This is a genomic window from bacterium, assembly GCA_030018315.1.
Classification (GTDB): Bacteria; Hydrothermota; UBA3073; order JACQXS01; family JAGMCI01; genus JASEGA01.
The window spans coordinates 1-18,128 of record JASEGA010000003.1 but is presented as its reverse complement, the minus strand read 5'-3'; the positions used below and the strand labels follow the sequence as shown (position 1 = coordinate 18,128).

Genomic DNA, 18,128 nt, shown 5'->3' with positions numbered 1-18,128 from the left:
TAGATTAGTGATGGGCTGCATATTTCCGGTTGTCTATTACTTTGTCTCACGAAACCCTATCCCTATGGGTAAATTTCCGGGTGTCAAATTTATTCCTATAGGTATAATTATCTTTTTCCTTATCCTTATAATCATTCTTGAAGTAGAACGCCACAAACACCCAGGTCTCTGGCCCTACATAACATCAAGGTGGTATGGTAAGATTTTCAAGAAACAGCCCGGTAAGATTCTTGGTGAGTCTTGTTTTCTGATAGGTTCACTTATTCCTATTGTTTTCTTCAGCAGTGGTATTGCTATCGCTGCTTTACTTTTTAATGCATTTGGAGATGCTGCATCAGGGATTGTAGGAGTGAAATATGGTAGAACTAAATTTTTTGGTGGCAAAAAAAGTGTTGAAGGCAGTTTAGCATTCTTTATTGCTTGCCTTATAATTGGACTTATTCTATTAAATTCACCAAGAGTATCACTTAATTTGACAATCATATTTATCGGTGCAGTAGTTGCTACTTTAGTTGAATTAATCTCAATTAAAATTGACGATAATCTGTCTGTCCCCATTATATCTGGTATTTGGATGCAACTTTTTCATTTATAATTTAATTATGACTCAATTTGAACATGCAAGACTTGGTAAGACTACACCTGAGATGGAAAAGGTGGCACTCGATGAGAGTGTTACAAAAGAGGCGATAATTCATGGTGTAGCTAATGGTGAAATTGTTATCCCATGTAATTCAAACTACCAATTAGCGCGTCCTGTCGGGATAGGCAAGGGGTTACGAACAAAAGTAAACGCAAATATTGGTAGCTCACCAGATTGTGCAGACCTTAAGCTTGAAGAACTGAAGGCAAAAATATCGGAGGAAGCGGGTGCCGATACAATTATGGATTTGTCAACTGGTGGCGACCTTAAAGAATTCAGGAGACTTATAAGAAAAAGTTTCAAAGGACCACTTGGTACAGTCCCTATATATGAAGCAGCTATTGAGACAGCCCAAAAGAAAGGTGGAATAATATTTATGACACCGGATGATATATTTGATACCATAGAACGACATGCAAGAGATGGAGTTGACTTCGTTACCGTCCACTGTGGTGTTACTCTATCTGCATTTGAGAAGCTAAAGTATGAGGGCAGGGTTATGGATGTGGTCTCAAGAGGAGGTGCATTCCTATTAACATGGATGCTGGCAAATAATAAAGAGAATCCACTTTACGAATATTTTGATAGATTGCTTAATATTGCATACAAGTATGACCTCACTTTATCGCTTGGGGATGGGTTTAGACCGGGTTCAATTGCTGACTCTACTGATAGAACTCAAATTCATGAACTGGTTACACTTGGTGAACTTAAAGAGAGAGCTAACTCCAAAGGAGTACAAGTCATGATAGAGGGACCTGGCCATATTCCTATCAACGAAGTTGAATCAAATGTATTACTTGAAAAAAAGTTATGTCACAATGCCCCATTTTATGTTCTGGGTCCAGTAGTCACAGATATAGCACCCGGATACGATGAGATAACATCAGCAATAGGTGGTGCAATAGCAGCAGCTGCAGGGGCAGATTTTCTATGCTATGTGACACCGGCTGAGCATGCTGGACTGCCTATACTTGATGAAGTAAGGCGTGGTGTGATAGCAACGAGGATTGCCGGCCATGCAGGTGATATTGTGAAGGGAGTAAAAGGAGCTATGGAATGGGACCTCAAAATGTCTAAGGCAAGGAAAAAGCTCGACTGGAAGAAGCAAATAGAGCTTGCAATAGACCCTGAGTTCTTACGCAAAGTGCGTAAAGAACGTAGCCCAAAGGAGCCTGATGTCTGTACAATGTGTGGCAAATACTGTGCTATAAAATTGGTAGAAGAAGCACTTAAGAAACATAAGCATTGATGTAGACTGAATCATTATTGTAGGGGTTTGATTAATCAAACCCCTACAAAGACTCAATATGCATGAATGGGCATTAGCAGAGGCAGTTGTTTCTACTGCACTTGGGGTAGCAGAAAAAGAAAAACTTAAAAGGATTGATAAGATTAAAATTAAGATGGGCGAATTACAGCAAATAGATACGGAGATATTTAGATTTGCTCTAAAGGAAATTGTCCAATGTAGAGGTTTGATTAATCAAACTCCTACTCCACTTAGAAAAGCAAAAATAGAGATCGGAACAGAAAAAGCTATTTTAAAATGTAGAGTCTGTGAACATAATTGGGCTTTTGGTGATATGGAATTAAATGATGAAGAATCCGAATCAATACATTTTGTCCCCGAAGTCGCACATGCCTATATTAAGTGCCCTAAATGTGGTAGTCCTGACTTTGAATTTATAAAAGGACGAGGTATCTTTATAGAGTCTATTGAAGGAACAAAATAGTTGTATGGACACGGCGTGCCGTGTCCATACAATAATGATTATGGATCCGCGCTTAAATATAATTGATGAAAGATTACGAAATATAAAGAGGTTAATTGCTGTCTCAGGTGGTAAAGGTGGTATTGGTAAGAGTTTAATTGCATCTACTTTAGCATTGACTTTGACAGAATTAGGATACAAAGTTGGGCTACTGGATTTGGATTTTTGTAGTCCATCTATTGATATAATATTAGGAATAAGAGGAATTTATCCAAAAGAAGATAAAGGAGTTATACCACCTGAAATTTATGGCATTAAGTTTATATCTATCATTTATTATGCTGCTGATAAGCCTTCGCCACTGAGAGGCATTGATATTTCAAATGCAATGATAGAATTGCTAAGTATCACACGGTGGGGTTTATTAGATTTTCTAATTATTGATATGCCACCGGGTATTGGGGATGCAACATTAGATGTAATTCGGTTGATAAAAAGAGCTGAATTCATTATAATAGCTACACCGTCTAAAGTGACGATGGAGACTGTCAAAAAGGTGATAAAAATGCTTAAAGAGGCAAGACAGGTCGAGATTATTGGGGTTATTGAGAACATGAAGCCTGTAAGGACAATTCATGAATTATCCCTACAAATAAAAAAATTCAATATCCCTCTACTTGGTGAGATAGATTTTGATGAAGGACTTGAAGCCTCAATAGGAAATGTAGGTAAACTTTCAAAGACTAACTTTGCACAAAATCTAAAAGAAATTGTTTTAAACACACCTGCACTCAAATTAAAATGAGGCATTTAAAATAATATGGAGACGTATTTCTTGCCTCTGGATAAATTTGTACCCCTCCTCTTGCGGCTTATAGAAAAGTATGAAGTCTTTATCCCTACTATTGAACAGGAAAGACCACACTTTCACAGGTTTAGTTCAGAGGATACTTCTACAATTAGCTTCGAGCATATTCGGACAGTAGAGCCAGTGAAGCACTTTCTATTTAAACCAATAGAGTCTGTAGCCTCATTTGATAAGCCATTGGAAAAGGGAATAAAGCCACAGGCAATTGTAGGAATTAAGCGTTGCGACTTGAAAGCTATTGAGGTATACGATAAAGTCTTCCTTGATTCTGAATTTGTTGACCCATTCTATAAGAAAAGGAGGGAAACTACAATCCTAATTTCAGCAGATTGCCCACAACCAGAGCCTACTTGTTTTTGTAACTTGTTAGGACTTAATCCATGGGTTGATGAAGGTGCTGATTTAAACGTAACTCCTGTTAGAAGTGGATATGTGATTGAACCACTTTCACCAAAAGGTGAAGCCATTATAGAGGAAAACAAAATATGGTTTGAAAACACATCTCCTGAAGATTTGGAACAAAGGGAAGCTTCTCGAAAAAAAGCACTTGATAAGTTGAAAGAAATTAATCCAGATAGGTTTAAAGAAGACTTATATGAAAGAGTCAATGTCAATGAGCAAAAATTCTGCCTATCTGAGGCTTCTGGTTGTGTTGAATGTTGTGGCTGTTTAATGTGTTGTCCTACCTGTTACTGCTTCCTACTTTACGATGAACCGTCGAATGAGCGTGTCCGAATCTGGGATGCTTGCTACTATGCTGCTTATGCAAGAGTTGGAGGTGGAGCTAATCCGATGCCAGACTTTACTTCAAGGTTTAAGAACAGATTTGAGTGCAAATTTAATTATTTTTATAAGTATCACGGCTTCTTTGCTTGCACAGGGTGTGGTAGATGTATCTCAGGCTGTATGGGGAAAATAGATATAAGGAAAATACTATTAAAGTTGTAAAATTATGACTATTATAAATCCTTACGAATCACTGCCCTGTAGATTAACTGAGATTGTAGAAGAGAGTCCGGGGATAAAAACTTTTACTATATCTCCGAAGCCGATAAATTTTGAGGCAGGTCAATTTGCTGAACTCACTGTCCCTGGAGTTGGTGAGGCTCCGTTTACACCTTCATCATCACCATTTGATAACGATAAATTGGAATTCACTATTATGAAAGTTGGTAGGGTAACTACTGCACTTTTTAACTTGAAACCAGGTGATTTAGTTGGCATTCGTGGTCCTTATGGAAAAAGGTATCCACTTGAAAAGTTTAGAGGAAAAGAAGTATTTATTGTAGGTGGTGGTGTAGGATTTGCGCCACTAAGGTCGCTATTTTTAGCACTTGTACATAATATTAATGACTACAAAAAAATATATATAAGATATGGGGCGAGGAGTCCTAAAGATATTGTATATAAACAATTTTTACCCAAATGGGATAAACTTGAAAATGTTGACATCTTACTCACAGTGGATGTAGGGGATGAAACTTGGAATGGTAGGGTTGGTGTTGTAACCGTAATTCTTGATGAGATACCAGTTGATTTTAATAACTCAGTTGCTATAGTATGCGGGCCACCAATAATGATGAAATTTGTAACTAAAAGATTACTTGAGGCTGGCTTTTCAGGTGCTGATTTATATTTATCAATGGAAAGAAATATGTCATGTGGATTAGGTCAATGTAACCACTGTCGTGTAGGTGAGCTATATGTGTGTAAAGATGGGCCAGTCTTGACCTGGTCCCAAATAAAGCATGTAAGAGAGCCATTCGTATAAAATACATACACTGTCATTCTGAGCTAAGCGAATAATCTAATGAACCTTTTTGAAAAATTCCAATCTGTTGGCTCCCCATTAGCTGACCGCGTAAGACCACAGACTCTAACTGAATTTGTTGGTCAATCCCATCTTGTAGGCCCAAATGGTCCTATAAGAAAAGCAATTGAGAGAGGTGAGATACCGAGTATGGTTTTCTGGGGTCCACCCGGAAGTGGCAAGACTACTCTTGCACGAATTATTGCAAAATTGAGAGATTACAGATTTGTAAGCTTCAGCGCTGTTCTCTCTGGTATAGACGATGTGCGAAGAGTATCACGTGAGGCAAAACTTTATAGAGGTCAGGGGAAGCGGACAATATTATTTATTGACGAGATACATCGCTTCAATAAAGCGCAACAAGATGCTTTCCTGCCATATGTTGAGGATGGGACAATCATTTTAATAGGGGCAACTACAGAGAACCCATCATTTGAACTAATACCACCACTTCTATCCCGTACCACTGTATACATATTTAAAAAGCTAAGTGAGCATGAGATAATCAAAATTATTAATAGAGCTATTAAACTTGATGAGGGGCTAAAAGAACATAACTTAGAAATTAAAGAATCAACAAAAGAATACTTATCTCGTGTAGCCGATGGTGATACACGTGTTGCATTAAACATTCTTGAATTTGTCGCACTCACAACTGCCCCAAAGAATGGAAAAAAGAATGTAACCTTATCTGCAATTAAGAGAGCTATCCAAGAATGTCCTTTACTTTATGACAAAAAGGGTGAAGAGCATTATAATTTAATATCTGCATTCATAAAAAGCTTACGTGGTAGTGATCCCGACGCTGCCCTTTACTGGTTAGCAAGGATGATAGAGTCCGGTGAAGACCCTATATTTATTGTACGTAGGTTAGTAATTTTTGCATCTGAGGACATAGGAAATGCAGACCCGCAAGCACTTGTGGTTGCTACTTCATGTAAGTCAGCAATTGAACTTGTAGGTATGCCAGAAGGCTTTTTACCTTTGGCACAGTCAACAATCTATCTTGCAACTGCACCAAAAAGCAATACTGCACTCATTGCCTACAGACATGCATTAGAGGATGTGAAAAAATACGGCTCACTCCCAGTTCCTTTACATTTAAGGAATCCTGTAACCAAACTTATGCGTAACATAGGTTATGGTAAAGGGTACAAGTATCCACATAGTTACAAAAATCACTGGGTTAAGGAAAGCTATTTACCAGAAAAACTTAAGGGTAGTAAATATTACACTCCTGGGGATTTAGGCTTTGAACAGGAAATTAAGAAAAGAATAAAAAAGAGTGGAGCCACAGATTAACACAGATTTAGGCTTTGTTGAGGCCATTTTTGATATTTAATCATTGAGATAGACTGAATCTGGCTGAGACTGATTTCAGTTTACATCAATGATAACGGCGGCATCGTCTAGTCCGGTCTAGGACATATGGTTCTCAGCCATAAGACCCGGGTTCAAATCCCGGTGCCGCCAGAAAAAATCTCTGTCATCCACTTAATGGATATGTAAGAACAATGTCTCTCGGAATTAACTTATGCACCTGATGCATCATACCCAAAAATAGTATGCCTGTCTCACCTTCTTTTAAAGTTTCGTTTATCCTGTTTGCAATAAATCTGTCTCTCTTCACCAGTAAATCACTAGCTACCTGATTACATTGTTCAATTAATCTATCTCTCTCAGTTATATTTTTAGCTTGTGCAATTCTTAATATATTAGCGTATTCAGCCTTAAGAAGCTCCATATCTTCTGTCCCTTCTATTCTAGCACCCTTTTTGACTAACTCCAAAATAAGTTTGTAGTTCAGATTACCCTTTTCAGCTAATGTCTTAACAATAAACTGCTCTTTACCATTCACAGGTAAACCATCTTGATATATTCTAACTTTCTGCCATTCTAAGTCAAGCCCAATAACTTTTTCTCTAATCTTATTCCATATCTCTTTTATAGCTTTAGTATGTTCTTCCCATTTTTGTCGGCTATACTTTCTCTTATATTCTTTCTTCATAAACTCAGCTAATGAGCCCATATCATCCTCACTATGAATGATAGGGACATAGATTAGTTTTCTCACTTATCAATTTACCTGCGTAGGCGGGTTAACTAAAAAATCTTGCTCTCTTATTAAGGTACCTTTTTATAGCCTTTGTTATTTTTTCTACCCCAAATGGTTTATCAATAAAATAATAGATACCTTTTTTTGCAATTTTTGCTGTTCAAATAAAATGCTCTTGGTCATTTCTTTAAACTCAGTTTCATTCTTTTTAGCTTTCAGTTTCTTCAATGTCTTTTTAAAATCCTTTATATTTAAGGAATCAGCCTTTTCTAACAGTCGCTTTAAATTAAGGCAAAGCTCTTCTCTCTCTTTCTCAAACTCGCCAAGCTCCTCTTTAACTAACTTCTCTTTTCCTGGAGATGCTATTATATCAATAGCTTTAGGGTTCGGGTTTATTGCAATCGCTTCCCTTAGACGTTGAATTCGTCTAACTTCATCTCCCTTAATGCTTCCAATAAGTTGCTTTAGTTTAGCTTCTCTCTCCATTTGATATGATTCAATATCTTGCATCATTAATCTAAAGTCTTTTTTACGTAAATGATTTTTTTTGCTAATATAGATTCTAACTCATGAGTTAGATTAGTACGCTCGTTTCTAAAGTAGTCAATAAGTTGAGTTCCCTTTTCTTTTAATTTATCACCTATCTCCTTTATCCTTAGTTCATAAGTTGTAATTATATCATCAACTACACTGCGTATGTCTTGAGCCATAAATAATTATCTCCCCACCTATCTAACTAGCCGACTATCTGAAAACACCCTCCTGGCGGTGATTTTTAAGTTTTTGGACACACTCCTCCTAGCCTAAATAGGGGAAACAAAGATAAAAGCGGACCAATTTATCTTTGTCTCCCCATTATCTTTTTACTTCCTCAAATAGTATAACTTGCCTTCCTTCCTAAGCTTGCCTGATTCAACAAGTGACTTAGTATCAGCTGCTATCCTTACAAAGTGTAATCCTAAAGCATCGCCTATCTCTTTGAGTGTTATTCCGGGTCTATTTTTAACTACATCCAAAATCCTATCTTCTATCCCGACAGCTTCCGGGACAGGTGGCTTCGCTACCTTTGGCTTCACCCCTACAACCTTACCTGCTTTCGTTCTTGCCATGAGAGTTCTCAGATTCCTCCACTCCTTAGCCGCTGCTTCATTATCAGCCCTAAACCCCTGTATAAGATCGGCAACCCCCTTCTTTCGCTCCTCATATGAAGCCGCCATCTCTGAAGCAAGATTCCTTATATCATCCGCCCTCCTATCCATTTTTACCTCCTTATGGCAGGGATACCTTCCTCGGCCATACGGGTCGGATGACCAACCCCTACCTCCGATTCATCGGAGGAACTTTTTAGTATCTTTCTCATTTGCTTTAGCTTATATTATATATTTGGCAGAAGATGCACTTTAAGCTCTTACCACACTTGGGTCTACAAAAGGGCACAAGCACTTTTGTACACTCAAAGGGCATCTCTACCTGTCAGTAGAGAGGTTGCCAAATTCCGCTTGTCTCGAGCTTGAGGTGATACCTCTTATGCTGCCTCTGCTGGTAATAGACCTACTGCTTCAGCATACTTTAGCCAGGTCTCAACAGAAGCTATTACTACCCTGGCTTCAATGGCAAGTAGCTCGATACCTACTAATGAAATCCTGACCCAGGCATCGATGACTATACCCTTATCCAGGATTCTGTCGACAACCTCGACTAAGCTCGAAGACGCTATTGCCTTCTCTACAGCCATCTCTATTCACCTCCTTTATCAAATATTACAGCAAATCTTGTGTCAGTAAGTTTAGAAAATTTCGTAACTCTATTCCTACAAACAAAAATTTTAATTTTGTATGGGTCTGATTAATCAAACCCCTACACCCTGAAAGTGACAAATTTTGTCAGTAAATTATAGGATTATTGGGACAGTGTGATGTAGTTTTAAGTAGTAATTAGTATCTTGTATTATTCACAATAGTGACAAAAATTGTAAATAAATTCTACAAATCCAAATGTCAAGTTCGAAGCCCAAAATTTAAGATACAGTGGACAAGAGGATTCTGTTTCCTGTATTCTATTTATGTTCTTATTCCGTTATTTCTTTTAAAGTCCTAAATCGTATACCGTCCTTGGTTATAATCACAAGCCGCCCAGTTATCTCATCCTCACTCATAGATTTAAAGTATCGTTTAAATATATCTGTAGCTTTATCTACTAACATCCTGTAAAGCTTAACTACTATTACCACAGCACTCAGGCGAAAATCTAACAATGCGCTCAAAGTCTTTATCCATAGTGAGAATAATAAGCTTATCTTTGACAGCTAATTTATATATCTCGTCATCTGAAGCACCTGAAAGAGATGTACCCCTGACATTTATTACATTATGACCCTCAGTTTTTAGAAACTCAATAATTGGTTCAAATACATTCTTGTTAGCGATAATATTCATACAATCACACCCGCTTCCTCATCGGCTAAGAAGGCAGCATATTTTATACAGGCCTCAATGTCATCATCTTTAAGATTAGGATATGCTCTCTTTATACCTTCATAATTTTCACCAGCAGCCAATAAGTCAAGAATAAGATGGACAGGAATGCGTGTCCCCTTAATACAGGGCTTACCACTACAAATCTTTGGGTCACTGTGTACCTTACCAGTAAATTCATTCATCTGTTTTTACCTCACATTACTATGTTAGCCCACTTAATAATAGTTGTCAATGAGAAAATGTCTGGAGTTTCCCAAAAATTTATAGTATATTTTTTATTCTGCTTAGCAGCTCATTTAAATCAAATGGCTTAAACAGATACCCATGCACTCTTTTATTTTGTTCTAATAGAGAGGCAACATCTTCAGTAATTGCATAGCCAGTTATAATGATAAATTGCGTTTTAGGGCAGATGCGCTCAATTTGCTTAATTGTATCTACACCACTCAGACCTATCATCCTTATATCTATCAGGACAAGGTCGGGTGATTCATTCTTTACCCTATTAATGGCTTTACGACCACTACTACAAGTGGTTACTGTATAGCCCTTATCTCTCAAGTAGTTAGACAGCATCTTTAAAATGTCAACTTCATCATCAACTATTAATATCCTATTCGTATTTTTATGGCTGAATTACTGGTAAGGTGATGATAACTTTAGTCCCCTTCCCTAATTTACTTTCTATCTCTATATCACCGCCATGCTCTTTAATGATAGAATAGGCAATGGATAGACCAAGGCCAGTCCCCTCTCCTGTCTTCCTTGTAGTAAAAAATGGCTCAAATACTCTATCTAAGTTTTCTTTAGAAATACCTTCACCAGTATCAGTAATTTCAATCCTTATTTTATCTCCTATCTTAAATGTCCTGATAATTAGGTTTCCTCCCTTAGGCATAGACTGACGTGCATTCAAGATTAAATTCATAAAAACCTGAGTTAATCGTGAACTATTACCTAATACCTTAGGCAGAGGCTTTCTTTTATCTATTATTTTAATTTTAGAGAGTTGTAACTGATGACCCATTATACGGAGTGCTTCTCCTATAACTTTATTTACACTCATAGGAACTTTTTCTATCTGTTCTCCTCTACCTGCAAAAGTGAGTAAGCTATGAGTTATGTCACTGCATCTCATACACTGCCTGTTTATCATTTCCAAGTGCTCTATCAAGTTATTGAGCTCTTTTTGGGTAAGTGCTTCAGGTGATGCCTTTTTAAACTTAGAGAGTAAGTTCTGTGTAGCCATAGTTATTATACTCAACGGATTATTTATCTCATGTGCAGCACCAGCTACAAATTGACCTAAAGCAGTCATCTTGCTCGTCTCTATTAGCTTTTCTGTAAAACGCTTAAGTTCACGTGTATCTCGTGCTATACCAATAATGCCCAATAAATTACCTTGTTTATCTCGCATCACTGAACCAGAAAAACTGACTGGAATCTTTTCACCATCCTTTGCTTTATAAGTCATAGCATATTGTGTGATAGCCCCATTTTCTAATAACTTCTTCAACCTTGTTCCCTTAAATGGTATTTCTTCTTCTTCAAAAATAGTAGCAACTGGTTTACCAACCAGTTCATCAGCTTTATACCCTAAAAGGTCCTCAGTCGCCCGGTTAATTGTCCTTATTTTACCATCCGGAGTTACTACAATCAGGGTATCAATCATAGACCTGATAATACTATCTGAGTACTCCCTCTGCTTTTCAATTTCTTCATTTGCTTTCTTTAATTCCATTGCTCTTTGGTGCTCCAATTCAGCTAATTTTTTAGCTGTCTCCCTCTCTTTACTCAACTTTTCTAATGCATTCCTTAATTCTATGGTGCGGGATTCAACTTTTGACTCTAATTCCTCTTTGCTTAAAAGGGCAAGTTTATGAGTTTCTAAAACACCATCAGGCAGCGACCGCAGAATGTCAAAGATTACTGAGGTCCTGCCGTACGACTCTCTTATAGATATGAAGGTATCTTCTAACACTTTATTGGCATAAGTAGCCGATGTGGCTGCACTGTAAATTTTAACAAAATGAGATAAAAGAGATGAAAACTCTTTTAAGACTGTATTTAATCTATCAGTTCCATCAATTCTACCACAATTTTTTAGAACAGTGGATACATCTATTTTATTATCTATATGACAGCCGTCAAAAAGCACTGGATGCTTAATAACCCATTCACTTAAGACATCATTAACAATATGGCTACTCCATCTTGTCATAGAAGCTGATATAAAATTATTTATCAAATCAGTATATATCAATGTAGCAACTATGTCATCTTTAAGAGGAAGCCGCTCCCTTTTCATTGTCTTTTCTATTTCTATTGGGCTTGTAATATAATAAAGTATTGCTTCACCAATTACTAAATTTACAAAACAAAACGCCCAACTACTCACATTGACTACATCCATCCAATCAAGTTGGACAGCACCAAAAAATGTACTTACTACATTGAATGGTAGCCCAATAAATACAAGCGCAACTATACCTATAAAATAAAATTTACTATTCGGTAGTATTATAAATACTATATTCAACAAAGGAGCCTTATGCACTTTTTGTATATCTCTCCCCCTTATAATGCCACCAACAGTAATTAAAAAAGCAGCAGCTACCCATAGAGAGAGTCCAGAAAAGCCCATAATAGGCAAATTCGTAGGGCTAAAGTAGTTTATAGTGAATGGAACAAGTGAAAGTATGGAAGTAATAGCACCCACAGCCATTGCCTTATGACCAAGCCCCTTTTTGAATATATATGCATTGCGGAAAGTGTAATATACAAACAGAAGTGCAGCTATGAAGAAAATGCTACCCGTAAAATATACGATAATTTCCATAATACCCACCCTATTTTACCCACTCAATACTCAACAAACTCCTTTCTTTAGGAATAGGTACTATACCCCATTCTTCCATTGCTAATGCACCGATTAAAATCTCAATCTTCTTCCCTTCTTCATCTCTTCCAATCTCCTTAAGAACACGGGCATGAGTCCATACAGAAAATCCTTCCACGAGACAATTCAATTGACATCCTTGTGTCACTTTGTGTATTTTTCCACCAAATTATCTAAGCTTCGTGGCAAAGAAAGATAGATAATATGGAGCGTATCTACGGTTCATATATGTAATAAATTTCAAATTACAGATTACAAATTAGATTGCTATTCCTTACATCCCAATCCGTAAATCTGTAATTTGTAATATGTAATCATTTTTTACTGTATTTTTTTAGCTCTTCCCAAAACTTTTGTCTCTCCTTTGCACCTGGGCTAATAAACTTCTGCCCTTTTATACTGGTCTTTTTTAAATAATCAATAAATCCACTTATCTGTTTTGAAACTGACTCACATAGAGTATTTACTCGTTTAAACTCCTCTTCTAATAGATAACCCAGATTTTTTGCCACATATAGTTGAGAACGGACTTCACCTGCAGACCCTCTCGCTACATAAAGGAAGTAGATAAATTCTTCCTTTGACTCTCTCTCAAAACCTTCAGCAATATTGCTGGAGATTGATACAGCTGCTCTCCGTATTTGTTCTTTTAAGCCATAGTCTACTTTGAAAGCCTCATTATTAGTAACCTTGTAAATTTCTGTCACCAGTTCATTTGCCTTCTGCCATACTGGTAATTCTTCAAACTTACTATATGTACCCATATCTCATAAATTTCAAATTACAAATTACAGATTACAAATTAGATTCCTATAATTACATTATCTCAATTTATCAAAAAAAGTCAAGTCCTTGTTGCAGACATTATCCTATTTATACTTTCTAAAAGATAGAATCGTAGAAGTAAGTCTTTAGCGGTTGAATATATCAAGTTCTTTTATTGTATCATAACTTATACCACGTCTTAATAAGAAATTAAATAATCTACGTTTAAGTATTTTTTCATCTAAATATTTATGCGACTTAATCCAGTGTTTAGTTAAGTTCTGTGCAACTTCAGTGTCTGTAGTCTTGCGTTCTAATAATACCTCGTCTATTACTTCTTTTGCAATTCCCTTTGTTGTTAGCTCACTTATCAGCTTAAAAGTACCCCTTGATTTACCGCGTTCCCTAATCCATGTTCTTGCAAATTCAATATCGTTAACAAGCCCAACTTTCTCAAGCTCATCCATAACTTCACTTATACACCTCTGTTCATATCCCTTTTTCTTCAGTCTATCTTTAATCTCCTTACTTGACCTTGCCCTGTAGGAGAGTAAATTCAGTGCATATTCTTTACCTTTCCTTTTTGATTCTCCATAAATTATACGCTCAAGTTCACTCTTTGTAATTTCCATCCCCTCTTTTAGTCTATGAGATATGATAACTTCCATGTCAACACCGGCTACAAATTTACCATCTACATATATTGAGCGCCTGTTTGGATTCCTTTTTTGGATTTCAATCTTTGTAATTTGCATAATGATTTTATTGAGATAAGATATAGGGTAGAACTACTTTGTATGAATTCAAGCTCTTAAAGCCTCGTTGTCATTGTCCCTGTTATTGCTCCACCATAAGAAAAGCCACCTTTACTTGGCTTTTTGACATCTGGTATAATATACTTTGCTTCAAAACTAACCCCAAAGTCCTGAGTTGGGTTCCACTTAAGTCCAATAAGTGACTGGCACCCAATAGTAGATTCTATATCATCACCAGTTTTTTCATAATAATATCCACCTCCGCCCCCAATATATGGGTCAAATACTTTTTTGCCTAATGGATGATACATCATATTAACAGTCATAGGTATAAGAGTAGTATTATCATATTGCGTCCATTCTACTGCTCCTTCTGCACTCAGATATTGAGTAATACTGTAGCTTACATACGCTCCGAGCATAGGAGTAGGTCCAGCCTCCCCTGGTGGGTCGTATATAGAAGCCTTTGCCCCTATAGTAAGTTGACCCGCCACCCCATGTCCTACAAATCCCAAAACAAGCAATGCTATGAGGCTCGTATAAACAAGACAAATTCTCATGTACCTATTATTTACTACTACTTCTTCGCCTTGTCAAGTTTTTATCTTTTTTTTATCTTTCACCTAATTAGCTATTAGCTTATATTTGCTATACTTTTTGTGATGAGCTAAATTATTTCTTGACAATTAAGTAGATTTTAATTATATTGAGTGCAGATTGAAAATTGAATATGCGGGCATAACTCAGTTGGTAGAGTGCGAGCTTCCCAAGCTCGAGGTCGCGGGTTCAAGTCCCGTTGCCCGCTTTGGGCACTTGGCGCAGTAGGTTAGCGCGCTACCTTGACATGGTAGAGGTCAGAGGTTCAACTCCTCTAGTGCCCATATAAATGAGAAAAGAGATAGAAAATACATTGAAACAAGCAAGAGAAGACTTTAAATCTGCAGATGTTTTTATTGTAGAGAGCTTGATAAAAGAGGTGAGGGAGTTTATCTCAAAAATACGTGGTGTTAAGATTGATAAAGGCATACCTTGATAGACAACGAGAACATCATCATGGATAAATTAAAGATGGTGAAAGATAAAAAATATCCTAAGGGTACAAAAGTAGCAGATGCGATAGCTGATAGCGATGCTATTGCTGCATATGTAAACGGTGAGCTAAAAGACCTCTCGTACATGCTTAATAAGAATAGTGTAGTTAAGCCAGTCACTTTTAAAGATGAAGAGGGTAAGAAAATTTATTGGCACTCTACTGCCCATATAATGGCACAGGCAGTTAAAGACTTATTTCCTAAAGTTAAATTAGGTATAGGACCGGCTATAGAGGACGGTTTTTATTACGATTTTGACGCTCCTCGTCCTTTTACTCCAGAAGATATAGACAAAATTGAAAAAAAGATGAAAGAGCTAATAAAGGCTGATTACAAATTTACAAGGAAAGAGCTAAATAAAACGGAGGCTATTGATTACTTCAAGGCACAAGGTGAGAGTTACAAGATTGAGCTCATTAATGAGTTATCCGGGACCGTCTCCATTTATTCTAATGGTGCTTTTACTGACCTCTGTCTTGGGCCGCATATTTCGTCGACTGGTAAGATTAAGGCGTTTAAGTTGCTTAAAGTAGCAGGTGCATATTGGAGAGGGGATGAAAATAATCCAATGCTTCAGCGTATATACGGAGTAAGTTATCCAACTCAAGCTGAGCTTGATAATCATATTAAAAGAATTGAGGAAGCAAAATTAAGAGACCATAGGAAATTAGGTAAAGAGCTTGATTTATTTAGTATTTTTGATGAAGCAGGTCCTGGTCTTGTCTGCTGGCATCCAAATGGCGCTATAGTAAAAAGGGTAATTGAAGATTTTTGGAAAGAGGAGCATATTAAACGGGGATACAAATTTGTCTCTACTCCACACATTGCAAAATCAAATTTATGGCATACTTCTGGTCATTATGAATTTTATGAACATATGACAAACCTAAAATTTGGTGACGAAGATTATGTTTTAAAACCTATGAACTGTATTTATCATATATTAATTTACAAGTCTAAAATTCGTAGCTATAAAGAGCTACCAATAAGATATGCTGAATTAGGCACTGTTTATAGATATGAGAGGTCTGGTGTCCTACATGGATTAGTAAGGGTAAGAGGATTTACACAAGATGATGCTCATATTTTCTGTAGAGAAGACCAAGTGATGGATGAACTTATTGGTGTTTTAGAACTCGCCCAGTATATGATGAAGACATTTGGATTTAGTGAATACCAAGTTGATTTATCAGTTGGTGAGCAAGGTATGGATAAAAAATACGCCGGCTCAAATAAAGATTGGGAGCATGCAGAAAGAGTATTAGCTAAAGTGCTTAAACTAAAAGGATTAAATTATAAAAGAGCTGAAGGTGAGGCAGTATTTTACGGTCCTAAAATAGACATAAAGCTTTTAGATGCATTAGGGAGACCGTGGCAGGGGACTACAATTCAATTTGACTTCAATTTACCACAAAGATTTGGTTTAAGTTATATAGGTGAAGATAACAAACCACATCCTGTCATTATGATTCATAGAGCTGTTCTTGGGTCACTTGAAAGATTTCTTGGTTGTCTAATTGAGCATTATAAAGGAGCTTTCCCAGTATGGCTATCACCTGTACAAGTAGTAGTGGCAACTGTTAGCAAAGGTGTAGAAGCTTATGCTAAAAATGTATTAGCACAACTTGAAGCGCATAAGATAAGAGTTGAACTTGATATAGGACCTAATAAAATAGGACATAAGATAAGGGAGGCAATTATAAACAAGGTTCCTTATATTTTGATAATAGGTGAGAAAGAAGAGTCTACCAATAGTGTTTCAGTAAGGGCAAGAGTGGAAGGCGATATTGGTTCATTTAAACTCAGCAATTTTATTGACTTATTAAATAAAAAAATTGAAGCCAAGACTTTATAGACTGAAAGATTTAAGGATAAACGAAAGCATCCGGATTCCAAAGTTACGGCTTGTAGATTCTGACGGCAAGCAACTTGGAGTAGTATCGCGTGATGAAGCTCTAAGGATAGCAGCAGAAAAGGGACTTGACCTTGTTGAGCTTGTCCCAAATGTATATCCACCTGTATGCAAGATAATGGATTATGGGAAGTATAAATATGAACAAAGTAAGAGTGAAAAGCATAAACATAGGGTGATGCAAACAAAGGAAATAAAATTAGGACTTGAAACACAAGAAGCAGACATAAGAGTAAAATTAAAGCATGCAGAAAAATTTCTTACCCGTGGCGATAAAGTTAGAATAAGACTTAAGTTTAGGGGAAGAGAAATAATGTACGCTGAACGTGGCAAAGAGTTGATATGGAACTTTGCTAAATCTCTTGATTCAATCTCAACTATAGAACAGGCTCCAACGATTGATGGCAAGATAGCAACTGCTTTATTAGTCCCCAAAAGGAGTAGAGATGCCAAAGTTAAAGACAAGTAGCACAGCAAAAAAGAGGTTTAAACAGTTCGCTCATGGGAAGATAAAGAGGAGAAGGGCGTTTCATTCACATTTACTAACTGGAAAGACTAAGAAAAGGAAGCGCCGGTTAAGGGGACATGGAGTTGTAAGTATAGGGGATGAGAAGAGGATTAGAAGGCGTCTTCCTTACTTGTAGGAGGTATAATGCCGAGGGCAAAAGGTGGACCAAAGACAAGGCGGCGTAGGAAGAAGTGGCTTAAACTTGCCAAGGGATACTGGGGTAAGAGGGGTACTTCATATCGCTCAGCAAGGTTGCAAGTTATGAAGTCACTTTCCCATGCATATAGAGATAGAAAGAAGAAAAAAAGGAAACAACGCCAGCTTGCCATCATTCAAATAAATGCAAAATGTAGGGAAGAGGGTATTCCCTATAGCCAATTTATGAATGGACTTAAGAAATTAAACATAAAAATTAATCGTAAAGAGTTAGCATTACTTGCTAATGAGGACCACTCTGCCTTTTCCGAACTTACAGAAAAAGTAAAAAAATTGGCAAAAACCTAAAATCCACGTAATATTTATATAACTTTGGCGATGTGTGGGTAGATGAGGGTGTTACTTTGACTATTAAACCAAATAATGGTGTCAAGTCTGATTTTTTCTCTCAGGAATTTAGAGCTAAAATTAAA

Annotated in this window: 26 protein-coding genes and 3 tRNA genes; 15 read left to right on the top strand and 14 right to left on the bottom strand. The window is 36.9% G+C overall.

What is annotated here, in order from left to right:
- Positions 1-10: 10 nt before the first annotated feature.
- The 8 genes from QMD71_02100 to QMD71_02065 all read left to right on the top strand — a co-directional run bounded on the left by QMD71_02100 (position 11) and on the right by QMD71_02065 (position 6,509).
- Positions 11-595: an SEC59/DGK1/VTE5 family protein gene (locus QMD71_02100; GenBank protein MDI6839640.1), complete on the top strand. Its 585-nt coding sequence runs from the start codon at positions 11-13 to the stop codon at positions 593-595.
- Between the two features lie 7 nt (positions 596-602).
- On the top strand, positions 603-1,895 hold the full coding sequence (thiC, locus tag QMD71_02095) for a phosphomethylpyrimidine synthase ThiC (GenBank protein MDI6839639.1): 1,293 nt from the start codon (positions 603-605) through the stop codon (positions 1,893-1,895).
- Between the two features lie 58 nt (positions 1,896-1,953).
- On the top strand, positions 1,954-2,379 hold the full coding sequence (hypA, locus tag QMD71_02090) for a hydrogenase nickel incorporation protein HypA (protein ID MDI6839638.1): 426 nt from the start codon (positions 1,954-1,956) through the stop codon (positions 2,377-2,379).
- A gap of 4 nt (positions 2,380-2,383) precedes the next feature.
- A complete protein-coding gene (locus tag QMD71_02085) occupies positions 2,384-3,163 on the top strand; it encodes a P-loop NTPase (GenBank protein ID MDI6839637.1) in 780 nt (259 codons plus the stop codon).
- A gap of 15 nt (positions 3,164-3,178) precedes the next feature.
- Positions 3,179-4,174 (top strand): 4Fe-4S dicluster domain-containing protein, encoded by a 996-nt coding sequence (locus QMD71_02080; GenBank protein ID MDI6839636.1) that lies wholly within the window; start codon positions 3,179-3,181, stop codon positions 4,172-4,174.
- 4 nt (positions 4,175-4,178) lie between these two features.
- Positions 4,179-4,997 carry an FAD/NAD(P)-binding protein gene (locus QMD71_02075; GenBank protein ID MDI6839635.1) on the top strand — a complete coding sequence of 273 codons (819 nt, stop codon included), beginning with the start codon at positions 4,179-4,181 and terminating at the stop codon, positions 4,995-4,997.
- A gap of 39 nt (positions 4,998-5,036) precedes the next feature.
- Positions 5,037-6,338, top strand: a complete 1,302-nt coding sequence (locus QMD71_02070) for a replication-associated recombination protein A (protein MDI6839634.1) — start codon at positions 5,037-5,039, stop codon at positions 6,336-6,338.
- 96 nt (positions 6,339-6,434) lie between these two features.
- Positions 6,435-6,509, top strand: a tRNA-Glu gene (locus QMD71_02065).
- 13 nt (positions 6,510-6,522) lie between these two features.
- Here the strand turns inward: QMD71_02065 and QMD71_02060 are convergent.
- From QMD71_02060 to QMD71_01995, 14 genes are all read right to left on the bottom strand, one after another.
- Entirely contained in the window at positions 6,523-7,110 is a 588-nt protein-coding gene (locus QMD71_02060; GenBank protein ID MDI6839633.1) for a hypothetical protein, read from the bottom strand.
- A gap of 84 nt (positions 7,111-7,194) precedes the next feature.
- The gene (locus QMD71_02055) at positions 7,195-7,578 is read right to left on the bottom strand and encodes a hypothetical protein (GenBank protein MDI6839632.1); all 384 of its coding nucleotides are present in this window, start codon (positions 7,576-7,578) and stop codon (positions 7,195-7,197) included.
- 26 nt (positions 7,579-7,604) lie between these two features.
- Positions 7,605-7,802: a hypothetical protein gene (locus tag QMD71_02050; protein ID MDI6839631.1), complete on the bottom strand. Its 198-nt coding sequence runs from the start codon at positions 7,800-7,802 to the stop codon at positions 7,605-7,607.
- A gap of 153 nt (positions 7,803-7,955) precedes the next feature.
- Positions 7,956-8,351 carry a hypothetical protein gene (locus QMD71_02045; protein MDI6839630.1) on the bottom strand — a complete coding sequence of 132 codons (396 nt, stop codon included), beginning with the start codon at positions 8,349-8,351 and terminating at the stop codon, positions 7,956-7,958.
- A gap of 266 nt (positions 8,352-8,617) precedes the next feature.
- Entirely contained in the window at positions 8,618-8,827 is a 210-nt protein-coding gene (gene gvpA, locus QMD71_02040) for a gas vesicle structural protein GvpA (protein MDI6839629.1), read from the bottom strand.
- 333 nt (positions 8,828-9,160) lie between these two features.
- Positions 9,161-9,295 (bottom strand): hypothetical protein, encoded by a 135-nt coding sequence (locus tag QMD71_02035; GenBank protein MDI6839628.1) that lies wholly within the window; start codon positions 9,293-9,295, stop codon positions 9,161-9,163.
- 10 nt (positions 9,296-9,305) lie between these two features.
- Positions 9,306-9,527, bottom strand: coding sequence for a DUF5615 family PIN-like protein (locus QMD71_02030; protein MDI6839627.1), 222 nt, complete (start codon positions 9,525-9,527; stop codon positions 9,306-9,308).
- Positions 9,524-9,751, bottom strand: a complete 228-nt coding sequence (locus tag QMD71_02025; protein MDI6839626.1) for a DUF433 domain-containing protein — start codon at positions 9,749-9,751, stop codon at positions 9,524-9,526. The genes QMD71_02030 and QMD71_02025 overlap by 4 nt, the downstream gene beginning before the upstream one ends.
- A 79-nt stretch (positions 9,752-9,830) precedes the next feature.
- On the bottom strand, positions 9,831-10,175 hold the full coding sequence (locus QMD71_02020) for a response regulator (protein ID MDI6839625.1): 345 nt from the start codon (positions 10,173-10,175) through the stop codon (positions 9,831-9,833).
- A gap of 19 nt (positions 10,176-10,194) precedes the next feature.
- Positions 10,195-12,408 carry an ATP-binding protein gene (locus QMD71_02015; GenBank protein MDI6839624.1) on the bottom strand — a complete coding sequence of 738 codons (2,214 nt, stop codon included), beginning with the start codon at positions 12,406-12,408 and terminating at the stop codon, positions 10,195-10,197.
- Positions 12,409-12,418: 10 nt separating this feature from the next.
- Positions 12,419-12,586 carry a hypothetical protein gene (locus QMD71_02010; GenBank protein MDI6839623.1) on the bottom strand — a complete coding sequence of 56 codons (168 nt, stop codon included), beginning with the start codon at positions 12,584-12,586 and terminating at the stop codon, positions 12,419-12,421.
- Between the two features lie 196 nt (positions 12,587-12,782).
- Positions 12,783-13,232 carry a four helix bundle protein gene (locus QMD71_02005; GenBank protein ID MDI6839622.1) on the bottom strand — a complete coding sequence of 150 codons (450 nt, stop codon included), beginning with the start codon at positions 13,230-13,232 and terminating at the stop codon, positions 12,783-12,785.
- A gap of 147 nt (positions 13,233-13,379) precedes the next feature.
- Entirely contained in the window at positions 13,380-13,988 is a 609-nt protein-coding gene (locus QMD71_02000) for a RecX family transcriptional regulator (GenBank protein ID MDI6839621.1), read from the bottom strand.
- A gap of 56 nt (positions 13,989-14,044) precedes the next feature.
- Complete coding sequence (locus QMD71_01995; protein MDI6839620.1) at positions 14,045-14,548, bottom strand: outer membrane beta-barrel protein; 504 nt, start codon at positions 14,546-14,548, stop codon at positions 14,045-14,047.
- Positions 14,549-14,720: 172 nt separating this feature from the next.
- Between QMD71_01995 and QMD71_01990 the strand changes: the two genes are divergently transcribed.
- From QMD71_01990 to rplT, 7 genes are all read left to right on the top strand, one after another.
- Positions 14,721-14,793: transfer RNA gene (locus QMD71_01990), tRNA-Gly, on the top strand.
- Between the two features lie 2 nt (positions 14,794-14,795).
- Positions 14,796-14,869 (top strand) — tRNA-Val (locus QMD71_01985).
- A 5-nt stretch (positions 14,870-14,874) separates the two neighbouring features.
- Positions 14,875-15,021 carry a hypothetical protein gene (locus QMD71_01980; protein ID MDI6839619.1) on the top strand — a complete coding sequence of 49 codons (147 nt, stop codon included), beginning with the start codon at positions 14,875-14,877 and terminating at the stop codon, positions 15,019-15,021.
- A gap of 20 nt (positions 15,022-15,041) precedes the next feature.
- Positions 15,042-16,934 carry a threonine--tRNA ligase gene (gene thrS / locus QMD71_01975; GenBank protein MDI6839618.1) on the top strand — a complete coding sequence of 631 codons (1,893 nt, stop codon included), beginning with the start codon at positions 15,042-15,044 and terminating at the stop codon, positions 16,932-16,934.
- On the top strand, positions 16,915-17,460 hold the full coding sequence (infC, locus tag QMD71_01970) for a translation initiation factor IF-3 (protein MDI6839617.1): 546 nt from the start codon (positions 16,915-16,917) through the stop codon (positions 17,458-17,460). Before thrS ends, infC begins: the two co-directional genes overlap by 20 nt.
- Complete coding sequence (gene rpmI, locus QMD71_01965; protein ID MDI6839616.1) at positions 17,438-17,635, top strand: 50S ribosomal protein L35; 198 nt, start codon at positions 17,438-17,440, stop codon at positions 17,633-17,635. Before infC ends, rpmI begins: the two co-directional genes overlap by 23 nt.
- A gap of 8 nt (positions 17,636-17,643) precedes the next feature.
- The gene (gene rplT / locus QMD71_01960) at positions 17,644-18,003 is read left to right on the top strand and encodes a 50S ribosomal protein L20 (GenBank protein ID MDI6839615.1); all 360 of its coding nucleotides are present in this window, start codon (positions 17,644-17,646) and stop codon (positions 18,001-18,003) included.
- Positions 18,004-18,128: the final 125 nt, after the last annotated feature.

Excerpts from the sequence above, each read along its gene's own strand:
- QMD71_02025 (MDI6839626.1), bottom strand. The coding sequence starts at position 9,751 with ATGAATGAATTTACTGGTAAGGTACACAGTGACCCAAAGATTTGTAGT.
- QMD71_02045 (MDI6839630.1), bottom strand. The coding sequence starts at position 8,351 with ATGGATAGGAGGGCGGATGATATAAGGAATCTTGCTTCAGAGATGGCG.
- QMD71_01980 (MDI6839619.1), top strand. The coding sequence starts at position 14,875 with ATGAGAAAAGAGATAGAAAATACATTGAAACAAGCAAGAGAAGACTTT.
- QMD71_02100 (MDI6839640.1), top strand. The coding sequence starts at position 11 with ATGGGCTGCATATTTCCGGTTGTCTATTACTTTGTCTCACGAAACCCT.
- QMD71_02015 (MDI6839624.1), bottom strand. The coding sequence starts at position 12,408 with ATGGAAATTATCGTATATTTTACGGGTAGCATTTTCTTCATAGCTGCA.
- QMD71_02050 (MDI6839631.1), bottom strand. The coding sequence starts at position 7,802 with ATGGCTCAAGACATACGCAGTGTAGTTGATGATATAATTACAACTTAT.
- QMD71_02005 (MDI6839622.1), bottom strand. The coding sequence starts at position 13,232 with ATGGGTACATATAGTAAGTTTGAAGAATTACCAGTATGGCAGAAGGCA.
- QMD71_01995 (MDI6839620.1), bottom strand. The coding sequence starts at position 14,548 with ATGAGAATTTGTCTTGTTTATACGAGCCTCATAGCATTGCTTGTTTTG.
- QMD71_02035 (MDI6839628.1), bottom strand. The coding sequence starts at position 9,295 with ATGTTAGTAGATAAAGCTACAGATATATTTAAACGATACTTTAAATCT.
- QMD71_02080 (MDI6839636.1), top strand. The coding sequence starts at position 3,179 with ATGGAGACGTATTTCTTGCCTCTGGATAAATTTGTACCCCTCCTCTTG.
- QMD71_02030 (MDI6839627.1), bottom strand. The coding sequence starts at position 9,527 with ATGAATATTATCGCTAACAAGAATGTATTTGAACCAATTATTGAGTTT.
- QMD71_02055 (MDI6839632.1), bottom strand. The coding sequence starts at position 7,578 with ATGGAGAGAGAAGCTAAACTAAAGCAACTTATTGGAAGCATTAAGGGA.
- hypA (MDI6839638.1), top strand. The coding sequence starts at position 1,954 with ATGCATGAATGGGCATTAGCAGAGGCAGTTGTTTCTACTGCACTTGGG.
- QMD71_02085 (MDI6839637.1), top strand. The coding sequence starts at position 2,384 with ATGGACACGGCGTGCCGTGTCCATACAATAATGATTATGGATCCGCGC.
- QMD71_02070 (MDI6839634.1), top strand. The coding sequence starts at position 5,037 with ATGAACCTTTTTGAAAAATTCCAATCTGTTGGCTCCCCATTAGCTGAC.
- rplT (MDI6839615.1), top strand. The coding sequence starts at position 17,644 with ATGCCGAGGGCAAAAGGTGGACCAAAGACAAGGCGGCGTAGGAAGAAG.
- rpmI (MDI6839616.1), top strand. The coding sequence starts at position 17,438 with ATGCCAAAGTTAAAGACAAGTAGCACAGCAAAAAAGAGGTTTAAACAG.
- thiC (MDI6839639.1), top strand. The coding sequence starts at position 603 with ATGACTCAATTTGAACATGCAAGACTTGGTAAGACTACACCTGAGATG.
- QMD71_02000 (MDI6839621.1), bottom strand. The coding sequence starts at position 13,988 with ATGCAAATTACAAAGATTGAAATCCAAAAAAGGAATCCAAACAGGCGC.
- gvpA (MDI6839629.1), bottom strand. The coding sequence starts at position 8,827 with ATGGCTGTAGAGAAGGCAATAGCGTCTTCGAGCTTAGTCGAGGTTGTC.
- QMD71_02075 (MDI6839635.1), top strand. The coding sequence starts at position 4,179 with ATGACTATTATAAATCCTTACGAATCACTGCCCTGTAGATTAACTGAG.
- thrS (MDI6839618.1), top strand. The coding sequence starts at position 15,042 with ATGGATAAATTAAAGATGGTGAAAGATAAAAAATATCCTAAGGGTACA.